Genomic DNA, 17,959 nt, shown 5'->3' on the forward strand with positions numbered 1-17,959 from the left:
AGGGGGAGAGCATGAATGGATTCGCTCAGACCGGAAGACCCGTCTTTGCCCGAACAACCGCCCGCCGAAGCTGAAAAGCTCGCGCGTCCATGGCTACATCATTACCCGAAGGAGGTTTCTCCTTCGCAGAGCTATCCCGATCAGAGCATCGTCCAATTTTTATTGAATGCGGCTAAAAGCCATCCGAACCATACTGCGGTTCATTTCCTTGGCAAAACCGTGACCTATAAGCAGCTGCATGATGATGCTGTCCGCCTCGCCTACGGTCTCCTTTCGCTTGGCATAGCCAAAGGAGACCGCGTGGCGATTATGCTTCCGAATTGTCCGCAGACCGTTATAGCCTATTATGGCGTGCTGCTTGCAGGCGGCATCGTCGTACAGACGAATCCGCTCTACGTCGAGCGCGAGCTGGAGCATCAGCTGGCTGATAGCGGAGCCGTCGCCATCATTACGGTTGATCTGCTCTATCCGCGCTTGTCACGGGTGCGAGGCAAGCTTCCTGAGGAGGGGCCGCTGCCGAAGCTTAGGCATGCCATCATTACGTCAATTAAGGATGGACTTCCGTTTCCGAAAAATTTGCTCTACCCCCTTAAGCAGCGCAAAGAGGGCTTTCGTGCGGATATTCCATATGGCAGCTTTGGCGTAGTCGGTTATAAGAAGCTGCTGTCCGCGAAGCTGCCTCAAACGCTTCTGCCCGCGCCTGCCAAGAGCGCCGAGCTTGCGGTGCTTCAATATACAGGCGGTACGACGGGCACGCCAAAGGGCGTGATGCTGTCGCATGGCAATCTCATTGCGAACACGATGCAAATTTCTGCTTGGTGCTATAAGGCGGAGGATGGCAAGGAACGTTTCCTTGCGGCGCTGCCTTTGTTTCACGTATTCGGATTAACGGTATTAATGAATATGTCGGTGCTGCGCGCAGGCACGCTTATTCTGCTTCCGCGTTTTGAAGTAGAGACGGTGCTGCAAACAATCAATCAGCAGAAGCCGACGATTTTTCCTGGGGCGCCCACGATGTATGTCGCGCTTATCAATCATAAGGCCGCTTCCAAAACGGATCTCTCCTCTATTAACGTATGCATAAGCGGCTCGGCGGCATTGCCGCTTGAGGTGCAGGAGCAGTTCGAGGCGATGACCGGCGGCAGGCTTATTGAGGGCTACGGCCTCTCGGAGGCCTCCCCTGTGACGCATGCCAATCCGATATGGGGACATCGCAAAATCGGCACGATTGGCATACCTCTCCCCGATACCGACGCCGCTGTGATCGACCCGGAAACCGGTGAAAGATTGGGGATAGGCGAGCTTGGCGAACTAGTCGTACGCGGCCCGCAGGTTATGCAGGGATACTGGAATAAGCCTATGGAAACCGATCAAGTGCTGAGGGATGGCTGGCTGTATACAGGCGATCTCGGGACGATGGATGCAGATGGCTTCTTTACCGTAATGGATCGGATTAAGGATGTGATCATTGCAGGCGGGTTCAACGTTTATCCGCGCGAGGTAGAGGAGGTGCTGTTTGAGCATCCGGCTGTTCGCGAAGCAGCAATTATTGGCGTGAAGGATGAATACAGGGGCGAGACGGTGAAAGCATTTATCGTATTTAAGGAGGGCTGGCAGGTTTCGAGCTATCAGCTGGATCGCTGGTGCAGAGAACGGTTAGCGTCCTATAAGGTGCCGCATCACTATTCCTTTCGGGAAACGCTTCCAAAAACGATGATCGGAAAAGTGCTTCGCCGGAAGCTGCAGGAGGAGGAAGCGGAGAAGCAGTCTGCCGAGGACAAGGGAGAGTGAACGGCATGGATGAGGATTGGTTTATTCAACAGGCGGATCAGGCCGGTCACCTGACTAGGCTTGCGGAGCGTGCGCAAGCGACGTTCTGGGGAGTGCTCGGGTGCGAGGTTGTGCAGGCGAATGGCAATAAGGCAACCATCTGCCTGGACGCTTCAGAGCGGCATTTGAATTTGCTTGGCATCGTTCACGGCGGAGTACTTATGTCGCTTCTGGACAATGCAATGGGCCTCGTGGTCATGCTGGCAGTACCGGATGAGCGGACGGTTACGGCGAATTTAAACACACAGTTTCTTGCCAGCAGCAAAGGCGGCGTAGTTGTGTGCGAGGCAGAGCTGGTGCATCGAACCAAACGAACGCTGACGCTGCAAGCGCAGGTGAAGGATGACGGAGGCAAGCTGCTTGGCCTTGGAATGGGAAGCTATCGAATTATTTAGGGGGCGGAAGCGGGCAATTTGCTTGCCCGCTTCCGATTCGTTATAATATCTAATATATGGAAAGTATAAAGGCTTTAAAAATGACTAACAGTTGTTCGTTTTTTTACCGATAAAGTAATAAGAGAAGGGAGGCGAGGATATGGTTCAGGGCTGGGTTACAACATTGGTGCTTGCTTTCGGAATTATTGTTGCCGTTATTGGCGTAATCGCCTATTTAAGAATGTTTCGTAAAGACAGGCTCTCTTCAGCGTCCCATCGGTCCGTCGATATCTCGTCTCCTAACGTCAACAAGCCAGTAAAACTAATGGATAGCGGGAATAGCAAGGACACCAAACCCGAACATGCCTCGCCGCCAGATTAATAATTGTTCACTTTCATAATGGAAATCAAAATGTTATAATAGTAAGAAAAATGCGAACATTGTGACTCATTGGCCATGGAGTTACCTGCACCGAATGGGGGTTCTTGCGGTGTAATCGCCGCATGCGGTCTCGTATAATGCTGTTTAGGACGACCATCCAACGTAAAGGGGAGGAGATTTCATGGCGAAGCATAGCCAGAATGAAGTCAAGGAAAGCCTGAAGGAACTCACGAGAATTTTTCAACCCAAGGACCCGCGTAAATTTGTTAAGGAGTATATTCGCAAGTACCGGATTACCGGAGGCTACGAGGATGAATTGACGACATTGGTGGAAAATGAATTAGGCAGAATGAACTCCTCGGTCAGCTAACTCATCATGTAAAATACGGCTTTGTAAGCTGCCATTTGGCAGATTACAAAGCCTTTTTTGTTTATCATGGACGGTTTAGGACATTGGCTACTGATTACCGTCTTGGTCATGTCTAATGATTTCATCGGCTACAGCTTGCGGCGGATAGGATTGCATGATGTATCCCATAGTTCTGACCGTTACTCGTTCACCAACATTCAAGTCATTATACAGAGCGATATCATTAACGTGATAGACCATGACGTCATCTTTATCTTCATTATTCAGAAAATAGGAGAGGGATTTTGCTTTGGCTTCTTTTTCAGAGAGGTGATGGACGACCGTTATGGTAGCAATGTTATTGCCGTTGATTCCTTTTTCGATGATATAATCGCCCTTTTCCGATTTTGTGCTATAAGCGATGATTGCTGCTATTAAAGGTATTAATACAAACACTAGAGCAAACCTTCGTTTCATCATCGTTCCTTCCTTTCATTTTCCAAACAATCGGATTAGCTTAGAAGTGTTAATCACAATCATTTACGTTATTAAGTTATGTATGTTGCGGTCTAGCTGCACGCCTGAAAATACCTAATATTTTACATAAAACCATACTTTAGGAGATAACGGTGCATCTGCCTCCTTTTTTAGTTGCTTTCACCCCCCCTCAAACATAATTTCGCCATATATGATCGGCATGTGAAGTCTTTTTCCCGAATAAGTTATACATAGACAAATCTACTTGTTATCGTACTGCTGTTACACCTGTGAAGTGGATTTTGCTCGGCAAAACTTAGGTCTACGTTTACGAAGAAGGATTTTTGCTACCTCAAAACCTGGTCTATCTTACGAAGTGGATTTTGCTTCGCAAAACCTTAAGGAGGTTAGTACACACATGGCAGTGGATTTGAAAACGAAGGAACATATTCGGGGAATTCGCAAGGCTGGGCGTATTGTCGCTGCCTGTCACAAGGCACTCTCGAAGAGGATAGCGCCGGGAGTCACGACGCAGGAAATTGATCGGTTTGTTGAACGGTTCATGCTTGACCGTGGAGCAACGCCGGCTCAGAAGGGTTATAAGGGATACCCGTTTGCCACGTGTGCTTCCGTTAATGAGGTTGTCTGCCATGGCTTTCCCGATTCAGAGCCGCTTGAGACAGGCGATATCGTCACCATTGATATGGTAGCCGACTTGAATGGCTGGAAAGCGGATTCGGCTTGGACTTACGCGATTGGCAAGACGAATGCGGCTACGGAAAAACTGCTTCTTGCAGCAGAGCAAGCGCTGCTTGACGGCATTAAGCAGGCTAAGCTCGGAAATCGGCTAGGCGATATAGGCTATGCGGTGCAGTCGAGAGCGGAGAGGGCTGGCTTTGAGGTCGTCACGTCGTTCGTCGGTCATGGCATCGGCAGAAGCATGCATGAATATCCTGAGGTCATGCATCGAGGCATACCTGGCCAGGGAATAGAGCTTGAGGAAGGCATGGTTATTACGATTGAGCCAATCGTTACGGCAGGCAGGGCGGATGTTTACATTACGCAGGATGGCTGGACGGCCCGCACGAGGGATGGGGCGTGGGCAGCGCAATTCGAACATACGGTAGCGATTACAAAGGAAGGCCCGATTGTATTGACCCGCTGGGATTAATAAGGAGAAATCATTTGCGATGCAAGCCCAAAAAGCCGAGCGAGCGCAGGGAATCGAGCCTGCACCTGCACGGCCTTTTTAATGGAATAGGCAACGTTACTAATCAATGATAGCTTCAACTTCTATTTCAACAAGCAAAAGCGGGTCGATTAGCGCTTTTACTTCCACCATCGTTGCAACAGGCTGAATGTTTTTGAAAAACTCGCCATGAGCCCTGCCGATTTCTTCCCATTTGGAGATGTCAGTCACGAACATTCTTGTCCGTACGACATGGGACATCTCAGCCTCAAGCTCATTCAGCGCTTTTTCGATCGTTTGCAAAATGTATTTCGTTTGCTCGTAGGGATCCCCGACCCCGACGACCTCCCCTTCCTTCATGGCAGTTGTTCCGGCCACTTCGATCCGATTGCCAATGCGAATGGCACGGCAATAGCCGACGAGGGGTTCCCAAGGCGAGCCTGTAAAGACTTGCTTTCTGCTCAAAATATCTACTCCTCTCTGTTGGTAATAAGGAATGTCAGATTAACCGAGCTTCATCTTCCGGTAATCGGAGGGCGTCACACCGAAGCTCTTTTTGAACAAGCGATGGAAATAGGAGCTGCTCGTATAGCCGCTCTTCACCGCAATGTCGACGATAGACCAATCGGTCTTCTCCAAATGCTCCTGCGCCCTCTCCAGCCGCACATTATTAATGACATCAACGATTGCGCTAAACGTCTGCTGCTTATAAACCCTGCTTAAATAGATAGAGGACATATCTAATTCATCGGCGATCCAGTTCAAGCTGAGGTTCGGATTCGCGTATTCACATTGAATGAGCTCGTTGATCTTGCGAATTAAATCCGTTTGCTTCGTCGAGCGCTTCGCAGACAGCTTCATTTGGATGTCATCAAACAGCGAGAAAAAAATGTCATTCACTTCATTAATCGTTTCAAAATGGTCCGGCGAAGGAATATGGATGCTGAGGCTCGCCTCAACGTCGAGACTATTATTTTTCTGTATCGTAAACAAAATATTGTTGACCGTCATCGTCAGATGCGAGATGGCAAGCTGCACGACATGAATCGGAAACGAAGCCGTCTCCTGCACGATCTCCGCGAACAGCTTCTTCGCTTCCTCCGTTTTGGAAGTCATTAAAGCATCCGTTAATTTCCGTTCACGATCAACCGGGAAAATATACTCCTTTGATTTTAAGCTGATGATATCCTGAGCGTCAATCAAGCAGCCATGCCCATAAAATAAGCGATGCTGCGATGCTTCCTTCACCAGCTTATAGAGGTGGGAGAGATGCTGCGCTTGGAATGCTTCCGGACTGTAAGTAACGGAGAGGCCAATTTTCAAATAATCCATGGACGATTGCTGTATTTGAACGAGCACCGCACGAAGCAGCTCATCATCAGGCTCATCGGTATCATCGAGCCGATTTAGAAGCATAATAACATAGTCGGCATCCATATCGACGGTTTCCACCCGGTAATGCTTAAGGCCAATTTCACCGCTTATATTCATAATGGCGAATTTGTAGACATGCAAATCATCCCCGCGCGTCTGCTTTAAGGCGGCAAGCTGGTCAATTTTTAGCAGGATGACACGATATCGTGAGTTGAAATCAAAGGTGATTCCGTTATTTGACAGCTTCTGAAGCTGGGTGCTCGTTTGCAACGATTGCGAGCCTTGGATGAGGCTGCGCAGCATATTTTGCCTGATCGTATAGGAGCTGTTTCGTTTCTCTGTCTCCAGGATGTTCATTTTGCTCATGATCTGATGAATAGGGCGGTACAGCATCTGTGACAGCAGCCATGAGATGAACAAGCCGATGACTAAAATAGCCGCAGCGATCAAAATCGTCGTATTGCGGATGGAATAGATCGCTTTGGTTACTTGCTTGTAAGGCGTAATGCGTACATATTGCCAGTCCAGCGAATCCGGCGAGGTATAGGAGACAAGTGATTTTTTGCCTTCAAAATCCGCGACAATATAACCGGATTCCTTATTTCTAATTTTATCGATTAGCAGAACATTATCCTTGTCGCTTAATTGCCTCGGCAGCAAGGTATCGCCTGACAGCAGACGATCCTGATTATCCAATATAAACGATTTCCCCTCGCTGTCGCTCTTATTCACCCCAATGTCCTTATTGATCCAAGCGGATGAAATATTAATGATAACAGCGGAATTGATGGTTTGCGTTTTGCCAATGGCATCAAAGCCTAAATAGGTATACGCCTTAGTCGGCTGCTCTCCAGCTAAGCTAACCGTTGTATACGTTCTCGGGATTGGCGTAAACGGACGATATTGCTGGAAATTGCCGAGTATATCGAGTATCCCCTTATCCGCAAACTCCTCTTTGCTGAATGTGCCGCTCTCTCCTTGACGGCTCGCCGTATAAAAGAGCCCATTAGCCGAATTGTACACATAAATGGATTCAATAAAAGGCATCGAGTTCAAATAGTTGTTCAACTCGTTCATCGCAGCGGTCACATCGTAAATATTAGGCTCTGTATAGAACATCAGCTTAGCAATGGTGAAGGTTCTATACATTTGGAAGGAGAGCGATTGCGCGCTCTCGGTCATGCTGATCACTTCTTTGCTGGTTTGGGTTAAATTGCTCACGTCGGATTGATAAGCTTTCTTCAAATCAATTTGCATATAGGTGAAGAAATAAAATATGGAGGATACCAATAACGTAAGCACAATGCACAAGGTAATCGTGAACAGCAGCTTGCTGTACAGTTTCCCGTTGTTTTTCAAATGAACTGCTGACATGCTAGCCCCCCTCTATGTATGTATAGCTTCTTTAAGACAGCGCTGTGATGAAATGTGCGTAAGCGCTTCCGATTTTAAAATGTCATCTGGCCTGAGCATCATGCGATTAGTTTGATTAGTTCACTCCATAGGCGCTTGATACATTCATCATTATAATCGGCGTTTATTGCTGGGTGCAATGAACCAAATAAATGAAGGTGAATGAACCTGATATTAGGAAGTGAACAATCCATACCATAGTGAAATTATTGGCGAAACCGTGCAAGATAGGTGACAATTCGCTGATCAATCCGTTAGAATGTCACGGAATTCCATGATAATAGCGGAAGGGACAGTGAAACCATGATTAGTTCGAAGCTGAAACAGATTTGGTATGGAGGAGACTATAATCCGGATCAATGGCCGGAGGAAATATGGCATGAGGATATGCGTTTGTTCAAGGAGGCCGGCATCAATGTCGTGACGCTTCCCGTATTCAGCTGGGCGAAGCTGCAGCCCTCGGAGGATACATACCAGTTCGAATGGCTGGACAAATTACTAAACTTAATTGCGGATAACGGCATCTATGCTTGCCTTGCGACCTCGACCGCCGCGCAGCCGGCGTGGATGTCCCGCAAATACGAGGACGTGCTGCCGGTTGACGTTGACGGCAGGAAGCGCACGCATGGCGCGCGTACCTACTTTTGTCCGAACAGCAAGACGTACCGCCGTTTGTCGAGCCAGCTGGCGCGTGTGCTGGCCGAGCGTTACAAGGACCATCCATCGCTACTAATCTGGCATATTAATAACGAATACGGCACGCATTGCTATTGCAGCAATTGCGCGGAGGCGTTCCGCGAATGGCTGAAGGTGAAATACGGGACAATCGAGCGGCTGAACGCCGAATGGAATATGAGCTTCTGGGGCCATACCGTCTATGAATGGGAAGAGATCGTGGCGCCATCCAATCTGAACGGCGACAATCGCAACTTTCAGCCAATGGCTATCGATTACAAAAGGTTCATGTCCGACTCGATTCTCGGCTGCTATCAGGGAGAATATGACGAGCTGAAGGCCGTTACGCCGGATATTCCGATTACGACGAATATATGGGGTCTGTTTAACGGGCTTGATCTGCAAAAATGGGGAGAAGCGATGGATGTCGTCTCCTGGGACAGCTATCCACAAATGAATGAGCCTATGGGCAACGTCGCAATGCGCCATGACTATATGCGCGGCTTAAAGGAGGGCAAGCCGTTCATGCTGATGGAGCAGACGCCAAGCCAGCAAAACTGGCAGCCCTACAATAGTTTGAAGCGTCCCGGCGTTATGCGGCTGTGGAGCTATCAGGCGGTGGCGCATGGCGCCGACACAGTGATGTTCTTCCAGCTTCGACGCTCCTTCGGGGCATGCGAGAAATATCACGGAGCCGTCATCGAGCATGTCGGCCATGAGGATACGCGCGTATTCCGGGAATGCGCCGCTTTGGGACGGGAGCTGGATTTGCTAGGCGATCGTTTGCTGGATTCAGAGGTTCATGCTGAGGTTGCGCTATTATTCGATATCGACACGTGGAACGCGGTTGAGATGACGAGCGGGCCAAGCGTTGATCTAAACTATTTGGAACAGGCGCAAAAGTATTACAAAGCCTTTTACGATCAAAACATCGCCGTAGATGTGCTTAGTCCGCTTAGCGACTTCTTGAAATACAAAATAGTGGCCGCTCCTGTGCTCTATATGCTGAAGCCGGGCGTTGCCGAGCGGATAGAGGCGTTTGTGCGGGATGGAGGAACGTTCATTACGACCTTCTTCAGCGGTATTGTAAACGAGAATGATCTCGTAACGCTGGGCGGATATCCAGGCAAGCTTCGCAGCCTTCTTGGCTTGTGGGTCGAGGAAATGGACAGCCTGCTGCCTGAGATGCGCAACAGCATTGAAGTGGGCGAGGCATTCGGCCATGTACAAGGAACCTATGAATGCGGCCTGCTTTGCGACCTTCTTCATTTGGAGGGCGCGAAGGCGCTCGGCACATATGGAACCGACTTTTATGCGGGAATGCCGGCTTTGACGGTTAATGCCTATGGAAAGGGAGAGGCGTATTATGTGGCGACGGCGCCTGAGCAAAGGCTGCTCAGGGACTTTGTCCGTACCTTGTGCGAGAAACAGCAGATTACAGCTCCTTTCCAAGCGGGAGCGGGCGTTGAATTAGCGCAGCGCGTGAAAGAGGGGCAAACGTACACCTTCGTGCTCAATCATAACAGCGTTCTTGCCGCCATCGAACTAGGACAAACGAGCTATACGGACCTATTATCGAGGCGCGATGTGAGCGGGACGGTTGAAATCGACCCGCATGGCGTCATGATTTTGCAAATAGCATAAGGCTATATACGAAAAAACCATGAAATCGCAAGTCTCGAGCAAGGTTCGAGCTGGCGGGTTCATGGTTTTTTTTGGGTTGAATTCAGGTGAAATGGCTTGTTAATGCATAAAAGTTTAAATCGTTCACTCGTTCAATCGCTATTTCGTTCACTGACTTTGCTTTCTTACTCTTTTCCGGCACACAAGGAGGGACGTACAGTGAGAACAGAGCAGACAACACAAAAAAGAACAGAACGCTGTGAGAGGAGACATCATCTGCATGTTGAAAAAAAATGGACTGCTTAAGGAACTGGTAACGAACCGTTTACTCTTCCTTATGTTAATGCCAGCGCTAATCTTCTTTATTGTAAACTCGTATGTACCTATGGTGGGCATCTACTACGCGTTCACTCGATTCGACTTCAATACGAGCTTATTCAATAGTCAGTTCGTGGGACTCGACAACTTTAAGTTTTTATGGAAATCCGGGGTTCTCGCAAGGCTTACCTTAAATACGGTCGGCTACAACGTCGTATTTATTCTACTCGGCAACGTACTGGCGATTGCACTTGCCATTCTGCTAAGCGAGCTGCGCTTGCAATGGTTCAAGAAGCTGACGCAATCGATTATGTTTCTGCCTTACTTCGTTTCCTTCGTTATTCTAAGCGTTATCGTTTACAACGTGTTCAACTTCGAAAGCGGATTTCTGAACTCGACGCTGGGGTCTTTCGGATACGAGTCGGTAGACGTCTACAATACGCCGTGGGTTTGGGTGTTCCTCATTATCATTTTCTACTTGTGGAAAAACATCGGTTACAGCATGGTCATCTATCTGGCATCGATTACCGGGATCAGCGAAGAATATTATGAGGCTGCCAAAATTGACGGCGCGAACATCTTCCAGCGCATTTGGTACATTACGGTTCCGATGCTGAAGACGACGTTCGTCATGCTTCTGCTATTCGCACTCGGCAGCATCATGAAAGGCCAGTTCGATTTGTTCTATCAGCTGATCGGCAACAACGGCGTTCTATACAATACGACAGATATTCTCGATACGTATGTGTACCGTTCGCTCAAAGTAACGTTCGATATCGGCATGTCGACGGCAGCCGGACTTTACCAGTCGCTATTCGGCTTTGTCCTGATCATGACCGTCAACTACATCATCAAGAAAATCAATGACGAATACGCATTGTTCTAAGCGATCAGCTCACAGTAGGAGGTACCTATGAAAATCAAAGACGACAATTATATGAAGTGGTTTAGACTCATTGCATTCGTAGTCATTCTGCTTGCAACCGTAGCTTGCTTGTTTCCGTTCCTGCTGATCATCTCCGCTTCCTTCACGCAGAACGAGGCGATCATTAGAGATGGCTATCATCTCATCCCGACCGTATTTTCCTTCGAGGGCTACGAGACGGTGTTCCGCTTTCCGAAGCAGGTATTGACCGCATACGGCGTAACGACATTCACGACGGTGATCGGAACGACGCTAGGTCTGTTTCTGATGACGATGGCTGGTTACGTTCTTCAGCGCAAAGATTTTAAATACCGTAATTTCTTTGCCTTCATGATCTATTTCACGACCTTGTTTGGCGGCGGGCTTGTTCCTTGGTATATCCTGATGACCAAATATTTGAAGCTGACCGATACGCTTACGGTTCTGATTTTCCCAGGGCTCATGACGCCTTTTCTTATTATATTGATGAAAAACTTCATTCGCTCCGCAGTACCGGATGAGGTGATCGAATCCGCGAAAATCGATGGAGCAAACGACTTTACGATTTATAGCCGGATCGTGCTGCAGCTGTCGATGCCGGGCATCGCAACGGTTGGTTTGTTCCTTGCGCTTCATTATTGGAACGACTGGTTCACCTCCTCGTTATTTATCAACGATACGACGAAGTACCAGCTGCAATACTACCTGTACAACGTTATTAATGCGATGAGCTTTATTGCGCAAATGGGCTCAGGCACTGGCGTATCGCTAGGCTCCGACATGCCGACCGAATCGACCAAGATGGCGATGTCGATCATCGTAACAGGGCCGATCCTGTTCTTGTATCCGTTCGTGCAGCGTTATTTTGTCAAAGGATTGACGATTGGTGCGGTTAAAGGTTAGAACTAGACAAGGAGTTTATCATTCCGCGTTTAGCTGACATAGATAAGAACTTATTAAAGGGAGGATTCACATGACAAGGAAAGCAGCAAAAGCCGTCTCCATGTTACTATCGATCATCGTATTTATTACCGTTCTGGCAGCCTGCGGATCGAACAACAATAATGGAGGCAACACCGCAGACACAACAAATGCGCCGAAAGAGACAGAGGGCACAACGAATGCGGGCGCTGGGGAAAAAACGGGAATTGATACTTCGAAAAAAGTGGAATTGCAATTTTATATGTTAGGTGATGCTCCTAAGGACATTGCTTCCATCCAAGAGCAAGTAAACAAAATGGCATTGGAAGATTTGAATGCTACTGTCAAATTCAACTACACGTCTTGGACGGATTGGGATCAAAAGTATAAGCTGCTGCTTGGTTCAGGCCAACAGGTTGACTTGATCTTTACGGCGGAATGGACGCAGTACCAATCGTATGCGAAGAAAGGCGCGTTCCAAGCGCTTGATGAGCTTCTTCCAGCAGCTGCGCCTGCGCTAAACTCTTTTGTACCTAAGGAGATGTGGGAAGCTGTCAAAATCGACGGCAAAATTTACACGGTGCCAGCTACTTACAAAGAGTATGTAACAGACGGCTTTGTATGGCGCGAAGATCTTCGCGAGAAATACAATCTGCCTACACCGGTTGATATCGCCACATTCGAGCAATACCTAGATGGGATCAAGAAAAACGAGCCAACGGTTACGCCGCTTTCGATGAACTCTGACGTGAAAACAAACCTGATGGACCGTTTCAAAGGGATTGCACACGCTCCAATCGGCGCGCTTCCTTACGGTATCGGCATCAACTATGCAACACCTAACGATGTATACTCCTACTGGGGTTCGGATGAGCAAAAACAAGATTTGACCGTCTTGAAGCGTTGGCAGGACAACGGTTACATGGTGAAAAACGTGCTGGCCGTCAAAGACACGCTGCAGGATCAAGTAACGAGCGGCAAAGCCGCGGCTATTCTTGGCGACAACCCGACTCGCTTCAATGACATGGTGATCAAAATTCAATCGACTCACCCGGATTGGAAGCTTGGCTACCACCCATTCCCGGAAACAAACGGCATTGCGACACCGGTTCACCCGATCCACAACGGCTTCGCGATTCCAGCTAGCAGCAAAAACGCAGAGCGCGCGCTTGCGTTCTATGAGAAGCTTGTTACTGACAAGCGCTACAACCTGCTTACGCAATACGGCGTAGAAGGCAAAAACTATGAAGTGAAAGACGGCTACTACTCCATGATCGGCGATTCCAATTCGAACGGCTTCCCTCGTGAGGGCATGAACGGCTGGGCTTGGAGAAACCCGGAGTACATGCTTTTCGACAAAAACTATGACGGCGTAAAAGCAATCTTTGAAAAGCTTGATAAAATCCAAGTGCCGGATAAATTTACGGGCTTCGCCGAAGATTACACCGCTTACCAAGCAGAGAGAGCAGCGCTTGAGCAAGTGGAGAAGCAATACCTGTTCCCGCTTAACGCTGGTCTTGTGAAAAACGTAGACGAAGGCTTGAATACGTTTATGGAGAAAGCGAAGCAAGCCGGTCTTGAGAAAATTCAAGCCGAGTACACGAAGCAATGGCAAGCGTATGTAACGGAGCAGGGCATTAAATAAGCGATTTTATGATTTAGGATCGAAAAGGCTAAAAAACCGCTCAGTGGCGGTTTTTTAGCTTTTTTTGTTATCCGGTTATTGAAAGGACCATTGCCGTAAATCCTCGACTCTCAACTGAAGCATCTATAAATCCAGCTGATGCGGACCCAACAATGGTAAACGAATAATTATAGGTTCCTGGTGCAGGATTATCTACCCAGTTTAAAGGAGTGGTTACCGTTGCTTGATCAAAACCCGGTTGATTCGGACCTTGAAAAATAGCGCTATTATTGACGTCAACGATGTCATTTGGATTTCTGGAAATAAAACTATTAACGGAATAGCTTTGAACATTAGCAAAATTAATATTGGCAAAGGCATCTAATTTTACCGACTGATTAAGTGCAACAGTAATTGGAGGCAGTGTTAACTCGACCAAAACAGAGCCTTAGGTATCTTCATTCATTGTAAATGGAATCGATTCATTGCTCCCCGCAAATCTAACAACGATTATTCCTGAAGGTCCCTGAAGCCCTGCCGGACCCTGAAGTCCTTGGGGACCTTGTTGTCCTGCCGGACCTTGTGCTCCTGTTGGTCCTTGGGTTCCTGCTGCGCCTTGGACACTTATACTGCGAACAGCTTGATCTGTGATTGCGGCGGTTGCGGCCGCTGTTGCAACTGCTGTTGCAGCCTCGCTAATGGCTTCCGTAACGTTTGAAGTAAGCGATCTTACGACGGTGGGTGCGATTTTATCTAATGTTATCGATTGCCTTGCTAATCTGGAGGCCGTAACCGCTTGAGGAGCGATTTTGCTGTTTGTAACAGCGCCTCTTGCTAACCTGCCGGATCTTATAGGCTGTTCAAGCCTTCTGATTTGATTCCTTAATGCTTGCAGATCACTCGCAACACTAGCTAGCGTCCGTCTGGGTAATGCAATCGTCCTCTCCAATTAGATATTGGCATAACAATAACCACATAGTATGTAGATGGGGGAGTGTCACGACACGATGTTTGTCTTGGTGAAATCGCCTATTCTTGTTCTTTTCAGCCTAGGGTGTTGTAATACTTTCGTAATGGTTTCCTAATGGTTTCGCAAGGGTATCGTTCTTGGTTGGTTAGCATTATTCGATATGATCGGCAGGTAGCAAGGCGATGTGATAATAATGGATGCAGAATGAAGCTGTTGCACTTTTTTGCAAAGCGTCGTATCCGCGTCCTAACGGCGTTATAATGGAGGAAGAAGAGATAAGGCGGATGAAACCAGGAGGAACCAGCGTTGAGCGCTAAAATAATAGTAGCCGATGACGAACGGAATATAACGGATGTGTGCCGCCGCTATTTGGAGCGTGAGGGCTGGACGGTATGGGTTGCGGCAGACGGGGAGGAAGCGCTTCAGCTGTGGAGAGAGCATCAGCCGGATTTGCTCGTGCTCGATTTGATGATGCCGAAGCTTAGCGGGCTGGAGGTATGCGACCGGGTTCGGGAGGAAGAGGAAACGCCGATTATTATGCTTACGGCGCGAGGCGAGGAAGCTGACCGGCTGCTAGGCTTGACGATGGGTGCCGACGATTATATGACGAAGCCGTTTAGTCCGCGAGAGCTTGTGCTGCGAATCAAAAATATTTTGAGAAGAACGGGTGTTCAAGCAGGCAGCATAGCGAAGCAGCAGAGGACGGGGCAAACGGGAAGCGAGAGTAGAAACGGTGAGACGGGGCGATCGCTTTATTTTGACGGATTATCGATCTTTCCGCAGGAGAGAAGGGTTACGGTTAAGGGCGCAGAAGCGGATCTAACGGCAAAAGAATTTGATTTGCTGCATTTGCTGGCCCTCTATCCCGGCAAGGTGTTCTCGCGAAGCCAGCTGCTTAATCAGATTTGGGATGTCGCTTACGATGGCGATACGACGACTGTGACGGTGCATATTCGTCGTCTGCGGGAGAAGATTGAGGAAAATCCGTCCGATCCTAGCTGGATCAAAACGGTGTGGGGGATTGGCTATAAGCTGGACGGAAAAGGAGTAACCGGATGAAGCTTCGCTCCTACTTATTGCTGGCTAATACGATCAGCATTGCGTTTATTATTATTTTGCTGCTCGCTTTCTATCGGTTTATGCTGCTGTCTAAGGAGCAGTTCATTTGGCTGACGCTTGCGACTGTTGGAGCGGGCTTGGTGTCTGGCTTGCTTCATTTCCTGCTTGTGAGGCCGCTTGAAGCGTCTGTTCGCCGGATTGGCGAAGGGGCTGGACGAATTGCGGCAGGTGACCTGGAGGCGCGTGTGGAGCATGCCGGACTAAAGGAGTTCAAGCAGCTGGCGGAGCAATTCAATCATATGGGCGTTAGCTTGGGGGAGAGCTTCCGGCAGGTAAAGGCTGCCGAATCGGCGCAGCGTGAGCTCGTTGCGAATATGGCGCATGATTTGCGTACGCCGCTCGCCTCTGTCCAGTCGTATGTGGAGGCATTGGAGGATGGCGTCATTCAAGACGAGGAAACGTTCAAGCGTTATTTGGGGACGATTCGCAGCGAAACGATCAGGCTTGGCGAATTGATTCAGGATTTGTTCGAATTGTCCACGCTCGATGCCGAGAGCCGGGAGCCGAAGCAGCTTCGGCCAGCGATTGTTGAGGATGTTCTCGTGGAGTTATTGCCGCGGTTTACGAAGCCATTGGATGAGAAGTCGCTGCAGCTGAGAGTGAAGCTGCCGGAGTATCCGCTGCGCTTAACGATGCAGCCGCGCCATTTGCAGCGGGTCCTGCAAAATTTACTCGAAAATGCGATAAGGCATTCGCCGCAGGGCGGATTGATTTTAATAGAAGCGAAGGAGCTGCAAGAGGAGTCGGGGAAGCTTGTCGGCTTCACTGTCTCTGATGAGGGGGAAGGCGTGCCGGAGGCAGAAAGAGAGCGGATATTCGAGCGATTCTATCGTTCGGATCGTTCACGGAGCCGGGAAAGCGGTGGCGCGGGCTTAGGACTCTCGATTGCCAAGCTATTGGTGGAGCAGTATGGAGGCAGCATTGGCGTTCAGCAGTCAGGTGTACAAGGGAGCTCGTTTTGGTTTACTGTGCGTGAGTTAGCAGAAGGTGTAGGAAAGGTTAATTTGGCTAACGACTTAAGGAAGAAGGGGGAGGCATAGCAAATGAGCGGACTATTGGATCGGCTACGCAAGGGCTATGGAAAAAAGCTCGTTTCGCTTCATGCTTGGAACGGCTGGATTGTAGTTATATTGGCGCTGACCGGACTTATCTTGATAGGCGGCTTCTGGCGCGGTATTCTCGGTGAGGGCAGAGTTTGGATCAAGTGGGCGCATATTGTCGTCGGGATTGCATCCATTTTGCCGGTTATCTATTACCTGCTGCTTGCGGGCAAGCATTGGAAGCAGCTGAAGCAAAAGCCTTGGCAGCGATTTAATGTGCTTGTGGTGCTTGGTTTATTGCTCGGCTGGTTCGGGTCCGGCGTGCTGCTATGGCAGTTTAGAGCGGTTGGCCCGGGCGTATCCAACGTTGCGCTAGTCGTGCATGATTTGCTGACATGGATCGGGCTTCCGTATATCATTTACCACTCCATCACCCGGGTTAAGTGGCTGAAGGAGCCGAATCGCCGCACCATCAAAAATGAGCAGGAAGCGGATAGGATTCATCCTGCCGGCGCGCCTCAGGCTGTCTATACGCGCAAGGCGTTTATTCGGGGAGCAATCGGCATAGGTCTCGCGGTTACCGTTGGACCATCTTTTCTGAAATGGCTGGGTACCTCGCTATTAAATGTGGGGGGGAGCCAGTCCATAGAGAAGCTGATTGAGAGCGATAGCAATAAGCTGCTTCCGGCACCTGAGCCGCTGCCTGCGTCCGCGCCGCCGGTTGGAGGAGGCGCAGTTGGACAATTCCGCGTATATACGGTGACGCCGATCCCTTCTTTTACGAATGGGGATTGGTCGTTTACGATTGATGGGCTGGTTGAGAAATCGTTTAAGTGGGATTGGAAGCAGTTTGTGGCGCTCAAGCGAACGGTGCAGGTTAGCGATTTTCACTGCGTGACCGGCTGGTCCGTGTACAAAAACACGTGGGAGGGCATTCCGCTCAAGGAGCTGCTGAGGATGGCGGGCGTGAAGTCCAGCGCTCAAACGGTAAAGCTGTATTCCGGCGATGGCGTGTATACCGATACTTTAACGCTTGAGCAAGCCGACATGGACGATGTGATGGTAGCGGTTATGCATGACGGCAAGCCGATTCCTAGCGATCTGGGCGGGCCAGTCCGTCTTATCGTTCCGAAAATGTATGCGTACAAATCGGTGAAATGGCTAAATCGCATCGAATTGATAGAAGGCGAGCATGTCGGCTATTGGGAAGCTCGCGGTTACGCGAATGACGCTTGGGTGTAGACGCCTTGTGAGAGTTGGAGGCGGTATAAGAGTGAAGGAGGAGGGCAGGCAGGCAGAGGCCTGCCCTCCTTTTTGCGCATGGTTTTAAGGGCTTCAAGGATTGGGCATTCTCCCCATATGCTTCCGAGCGCTTCG

The 17,959-nt window shown here is 49.1% G+C and carries 17 protein-coding genes; 13 read left to right on the forward strand and 4 right to left on the reverse strand.

Annotated features, from left to right (window positions below):
* The first annotated feature begins 15 nt into the window (after nucleotides 1-15).
* The 4 genes from HI950_RS15430 (at nucleotide 16) to HI950_RS15445 (ending at nucleotide 2,956) form a co-directional block, all read left to right on the forward strand.
* Nucleotides 16-1,791, forward strand: coding sequence for a long-chain-fatty-acid--CoA ligase (locus HI950_RS15430; protein WP_169085612.1), 1,776 nt, complete (start codon nucleotides 16-18; stop codon nucleotides 1,789-1,791).
* A 5-nt stretch (nucleotides 1,792-1,796) separates the two neighbouring features.
* On the forward strand, nucleotides 1,797-2,225 hold the full coding sequence (locus HI950_RS15435) for a PaaI family thioesterase (protein ID WP_169085614.1): 429 nt from the start codon (nucleotides 1,797-1,799) through the stop codon (nucleotides 2,223-2,225).
* A 139-nt stretch (nucleotides 2,226-2,364) separates the two neighbouring features.
* Complete coding sequence (locus HI950_RS15440; protein ID WP_169085617.1) at nucleotides 2,365-2,586, forward strand: hypothetical protein; 222 nt, start codon at nucleotides 2,365-2,367, stop codon at nucleotides 2,584-2,586.
* 181 nt (nucleotides 2,587-2,767) lie between these two features.
* Complete coding sequence (locus HI950_RS15445) at nucleotides 2,768-2,956, forward strand: hypothetical protein (RefSeq protein WP_053372930.1); 189 nt, start codon at nucleotides 2,768-2,770, stop codon at nucleotides 2,954-2,956.
* Nucleotides 2,957-3,043: 87 nt separating this feature from the next.
* Here the strand turns inward: HI950_RS15445 and HI950_RS15450 are convergent, their stop codons facing one another.
* Nucleotides 3,044-3,415 carry a DUF3221 domain-containing protein gene (locus tag HI950_RS15450; protein WP_169085619.1) on the reverse strand — a complete coding sequence of 124 codons (372 nt, stop codon included), beginning with the start codon at nucleotides 3,413-3,415 and terminating at the stop codon, nucleotides 3,044-3,046.
* A gap of 415 nt (nucleotides 3,416-3,830) precedes the next feature.
* Here HI950_RS15450 and map point away from each other — a divergent pair, with 415 nt between their 5' ends.
* Entirely contained in the window at nucleotides 3,831-4,583 is a 753-nt protein-coding gene (gene map / locus HI950_RS15455; RefSeq protein WP_169085621.1) for a type I methionyl aminopeptidase, read from the forward strand.
* A 99-nt stretch (nucleotides 4,584-4,682) separates the two neighbouring features.
* Here map and HI950_RS15460 read toward each other — a convergent pair whose 3' ends face one another.
* Together HI950_RS15460 and HI950_RS15465 are read right to left on the reverse strand one after the other, a co-directional pair.
* Nucleotides 4,683-5,066 (reverse strand): RidA family protein, encoded by a 384-nt coding sequence (locus tag HI950_RS15460; protein WP_187768101.1) that lies wholly within the window; start codon nucleotides 5,064-5,066, stop codon nucleotides 4,683-4,685.
* 39 nt (nucleotides 5,067-5,105) lie between these two features.
* Nucleotides 5,106-7,349 (reverse strand): AraC family transcriptional regulator, encoded by a 2,244-nt coding sequence (locus HI950_RS15465; protein ID WP_169085623.1) that lies wholly within the window; start codon nucleotides 7,347-7,349, stop codon nucleotides 5,106-5,108.
* A gap of 342 nt (nucleotides 7,350-7,691) precedes the next feature.
* Here HI950_RS15465 and HI950_RS15470 point away from each other — a divergent pair, with 342 nt between their 5' ends.
* From HI950_RS15470 to HI950_RS15485, 4 genes are all read left to right on the forward strand, one after another.
* On the forward strand, nucleotides 7,692-9,707 hold the full coding sequence (locus HI950_RS15470; protein WP_169085624.1) for a beta-galactosidase: 2,016 nt from the start codon (nucleotides 7,692-7,694) through the stop codon (nucleotides 9,705-9,707).
* Between the two features lie 259 nt (nucleotides 9,708-9,966).
* Entirely contained in the window at nucleotides 9,967-10,890 is a 924-nt protein-coding gene (locus HI950_RS15475) for an ABC transporter permease (protein ID WP_169085626.1), read from the forward strand.
* Nucleotides 10,891-10,917: 27 nt separating this feature from the next.
* A complete protein-coding gene (locus HI950_RS15480) occupies nucleotides 10,918-11,811 on the forward strand; it encodes a carbohydrate ABC transporter permease (RefSeq protein WP_169085629.1) in 894 nt (297 codons plus the stop codon).
* Between the two features lie 64 nt (nucleotides 11,812-11,875).
* On the forward strand, nucleotides 11,876-13,474 hold the full coding sequence (locus tag HI950_RS15485; RefSeq protein WP_187768109.1) for an extracellular solute-binding protein: 1,599 nt from the start codon (nucleotides 11,876-11,878) through the stop codon (nucleotides 13,472-13,474).
* A 67-nt stretch (nucleotides 13,475-13,541) separates the two neighbouring features.
* Here the strand turns inward: HI950_RS15485 and HI950_RS15490 are convergent, their stop codons facing one another.
* Complete coding sequence (locus HI950_RS15490) at nucleotides 13,542-13,892, reverse strand: hypothetical protein (RefSeq protein ID WP_169085634.1); 351 nt, start codon at nucleotides 13,890-13,892, stop codon at nucleotides 13,542-13,544.
* A gap of 208 nt (nucleotides 13,893-14,100) precedes the next feature.
* Between HI950_RS15490 and HI950_RS15495 the strand changes: the two genes are divergently transcribed.
* From HI950_RS15495 to HI950_RS15510, 4 genes are all read left to right on the forward strand, one after another.
* Nucleotides 14,101-14,253: a hypothetical protein gene (locus HI950_RS15495; RefSeq protein ID WP_187768102.1), complete on the forward strand. Its 153-nt coding sequence runs from the start codon at nucleotides 14,101-14,103 to the stop codon at nucleotides 14,251-14,253.
* A 476-nt stretch (nucleotides 14,254-14,729) separates the two neighbouring features.
* Nucleotides 14,730-15,482 carry a response regulator transcription factor gene (locus tag HI950_RS15500; protein ID WP_169085636.1) on the forward strand — a complete coding sequence of 251 codons (753 nt, stop codon included), beginning with the start codon at nucleotides 14,730-14,732 and terminating at the stop codon, nucleotides 15,480-15,482.
* A complete protein-coding gene (locus tag HI950_RS15505) occupies nucleotides 15,479-16,582 on the forward strand; it encodes a sensor histidine kinase (protein ID WP_169085638.1) in 1,104 nt (367 codons plus the stop codon). Before HI950_RS15500 ends, HI950_RS15505 begins: the two co-directional genes overlap by 4 nt.
* A 3-nt stretch (nucleotides 16,583-16,585) precedes the next feature.
* The gene (locus HI950_RS15510) at nucleotides 16,586-17,824 is read left to right on the forward strand and encodes a molybdopterin-dependent oxidoreductase (RefSeq protein ID WP_169085640.1); all 1,239 of its coding nucleotides are present in this window, start codon (nucleotides 16,586-16,588) and stop codon (nucleotides 17,822-17,824) included.
* Nucleotides 17,825-17,959: the final 135 nt, after the last annotated feature.

It is taken from the genome of Paenibacillus sp. PL91, from assembly GCF_012935325.2.
In the GTDB taxonomy this organism is placed as follows: Bacteria; Bacillota; Bacilli; order Paenibacillales; family Paenibacillaceae; genus Pristimantibacillus.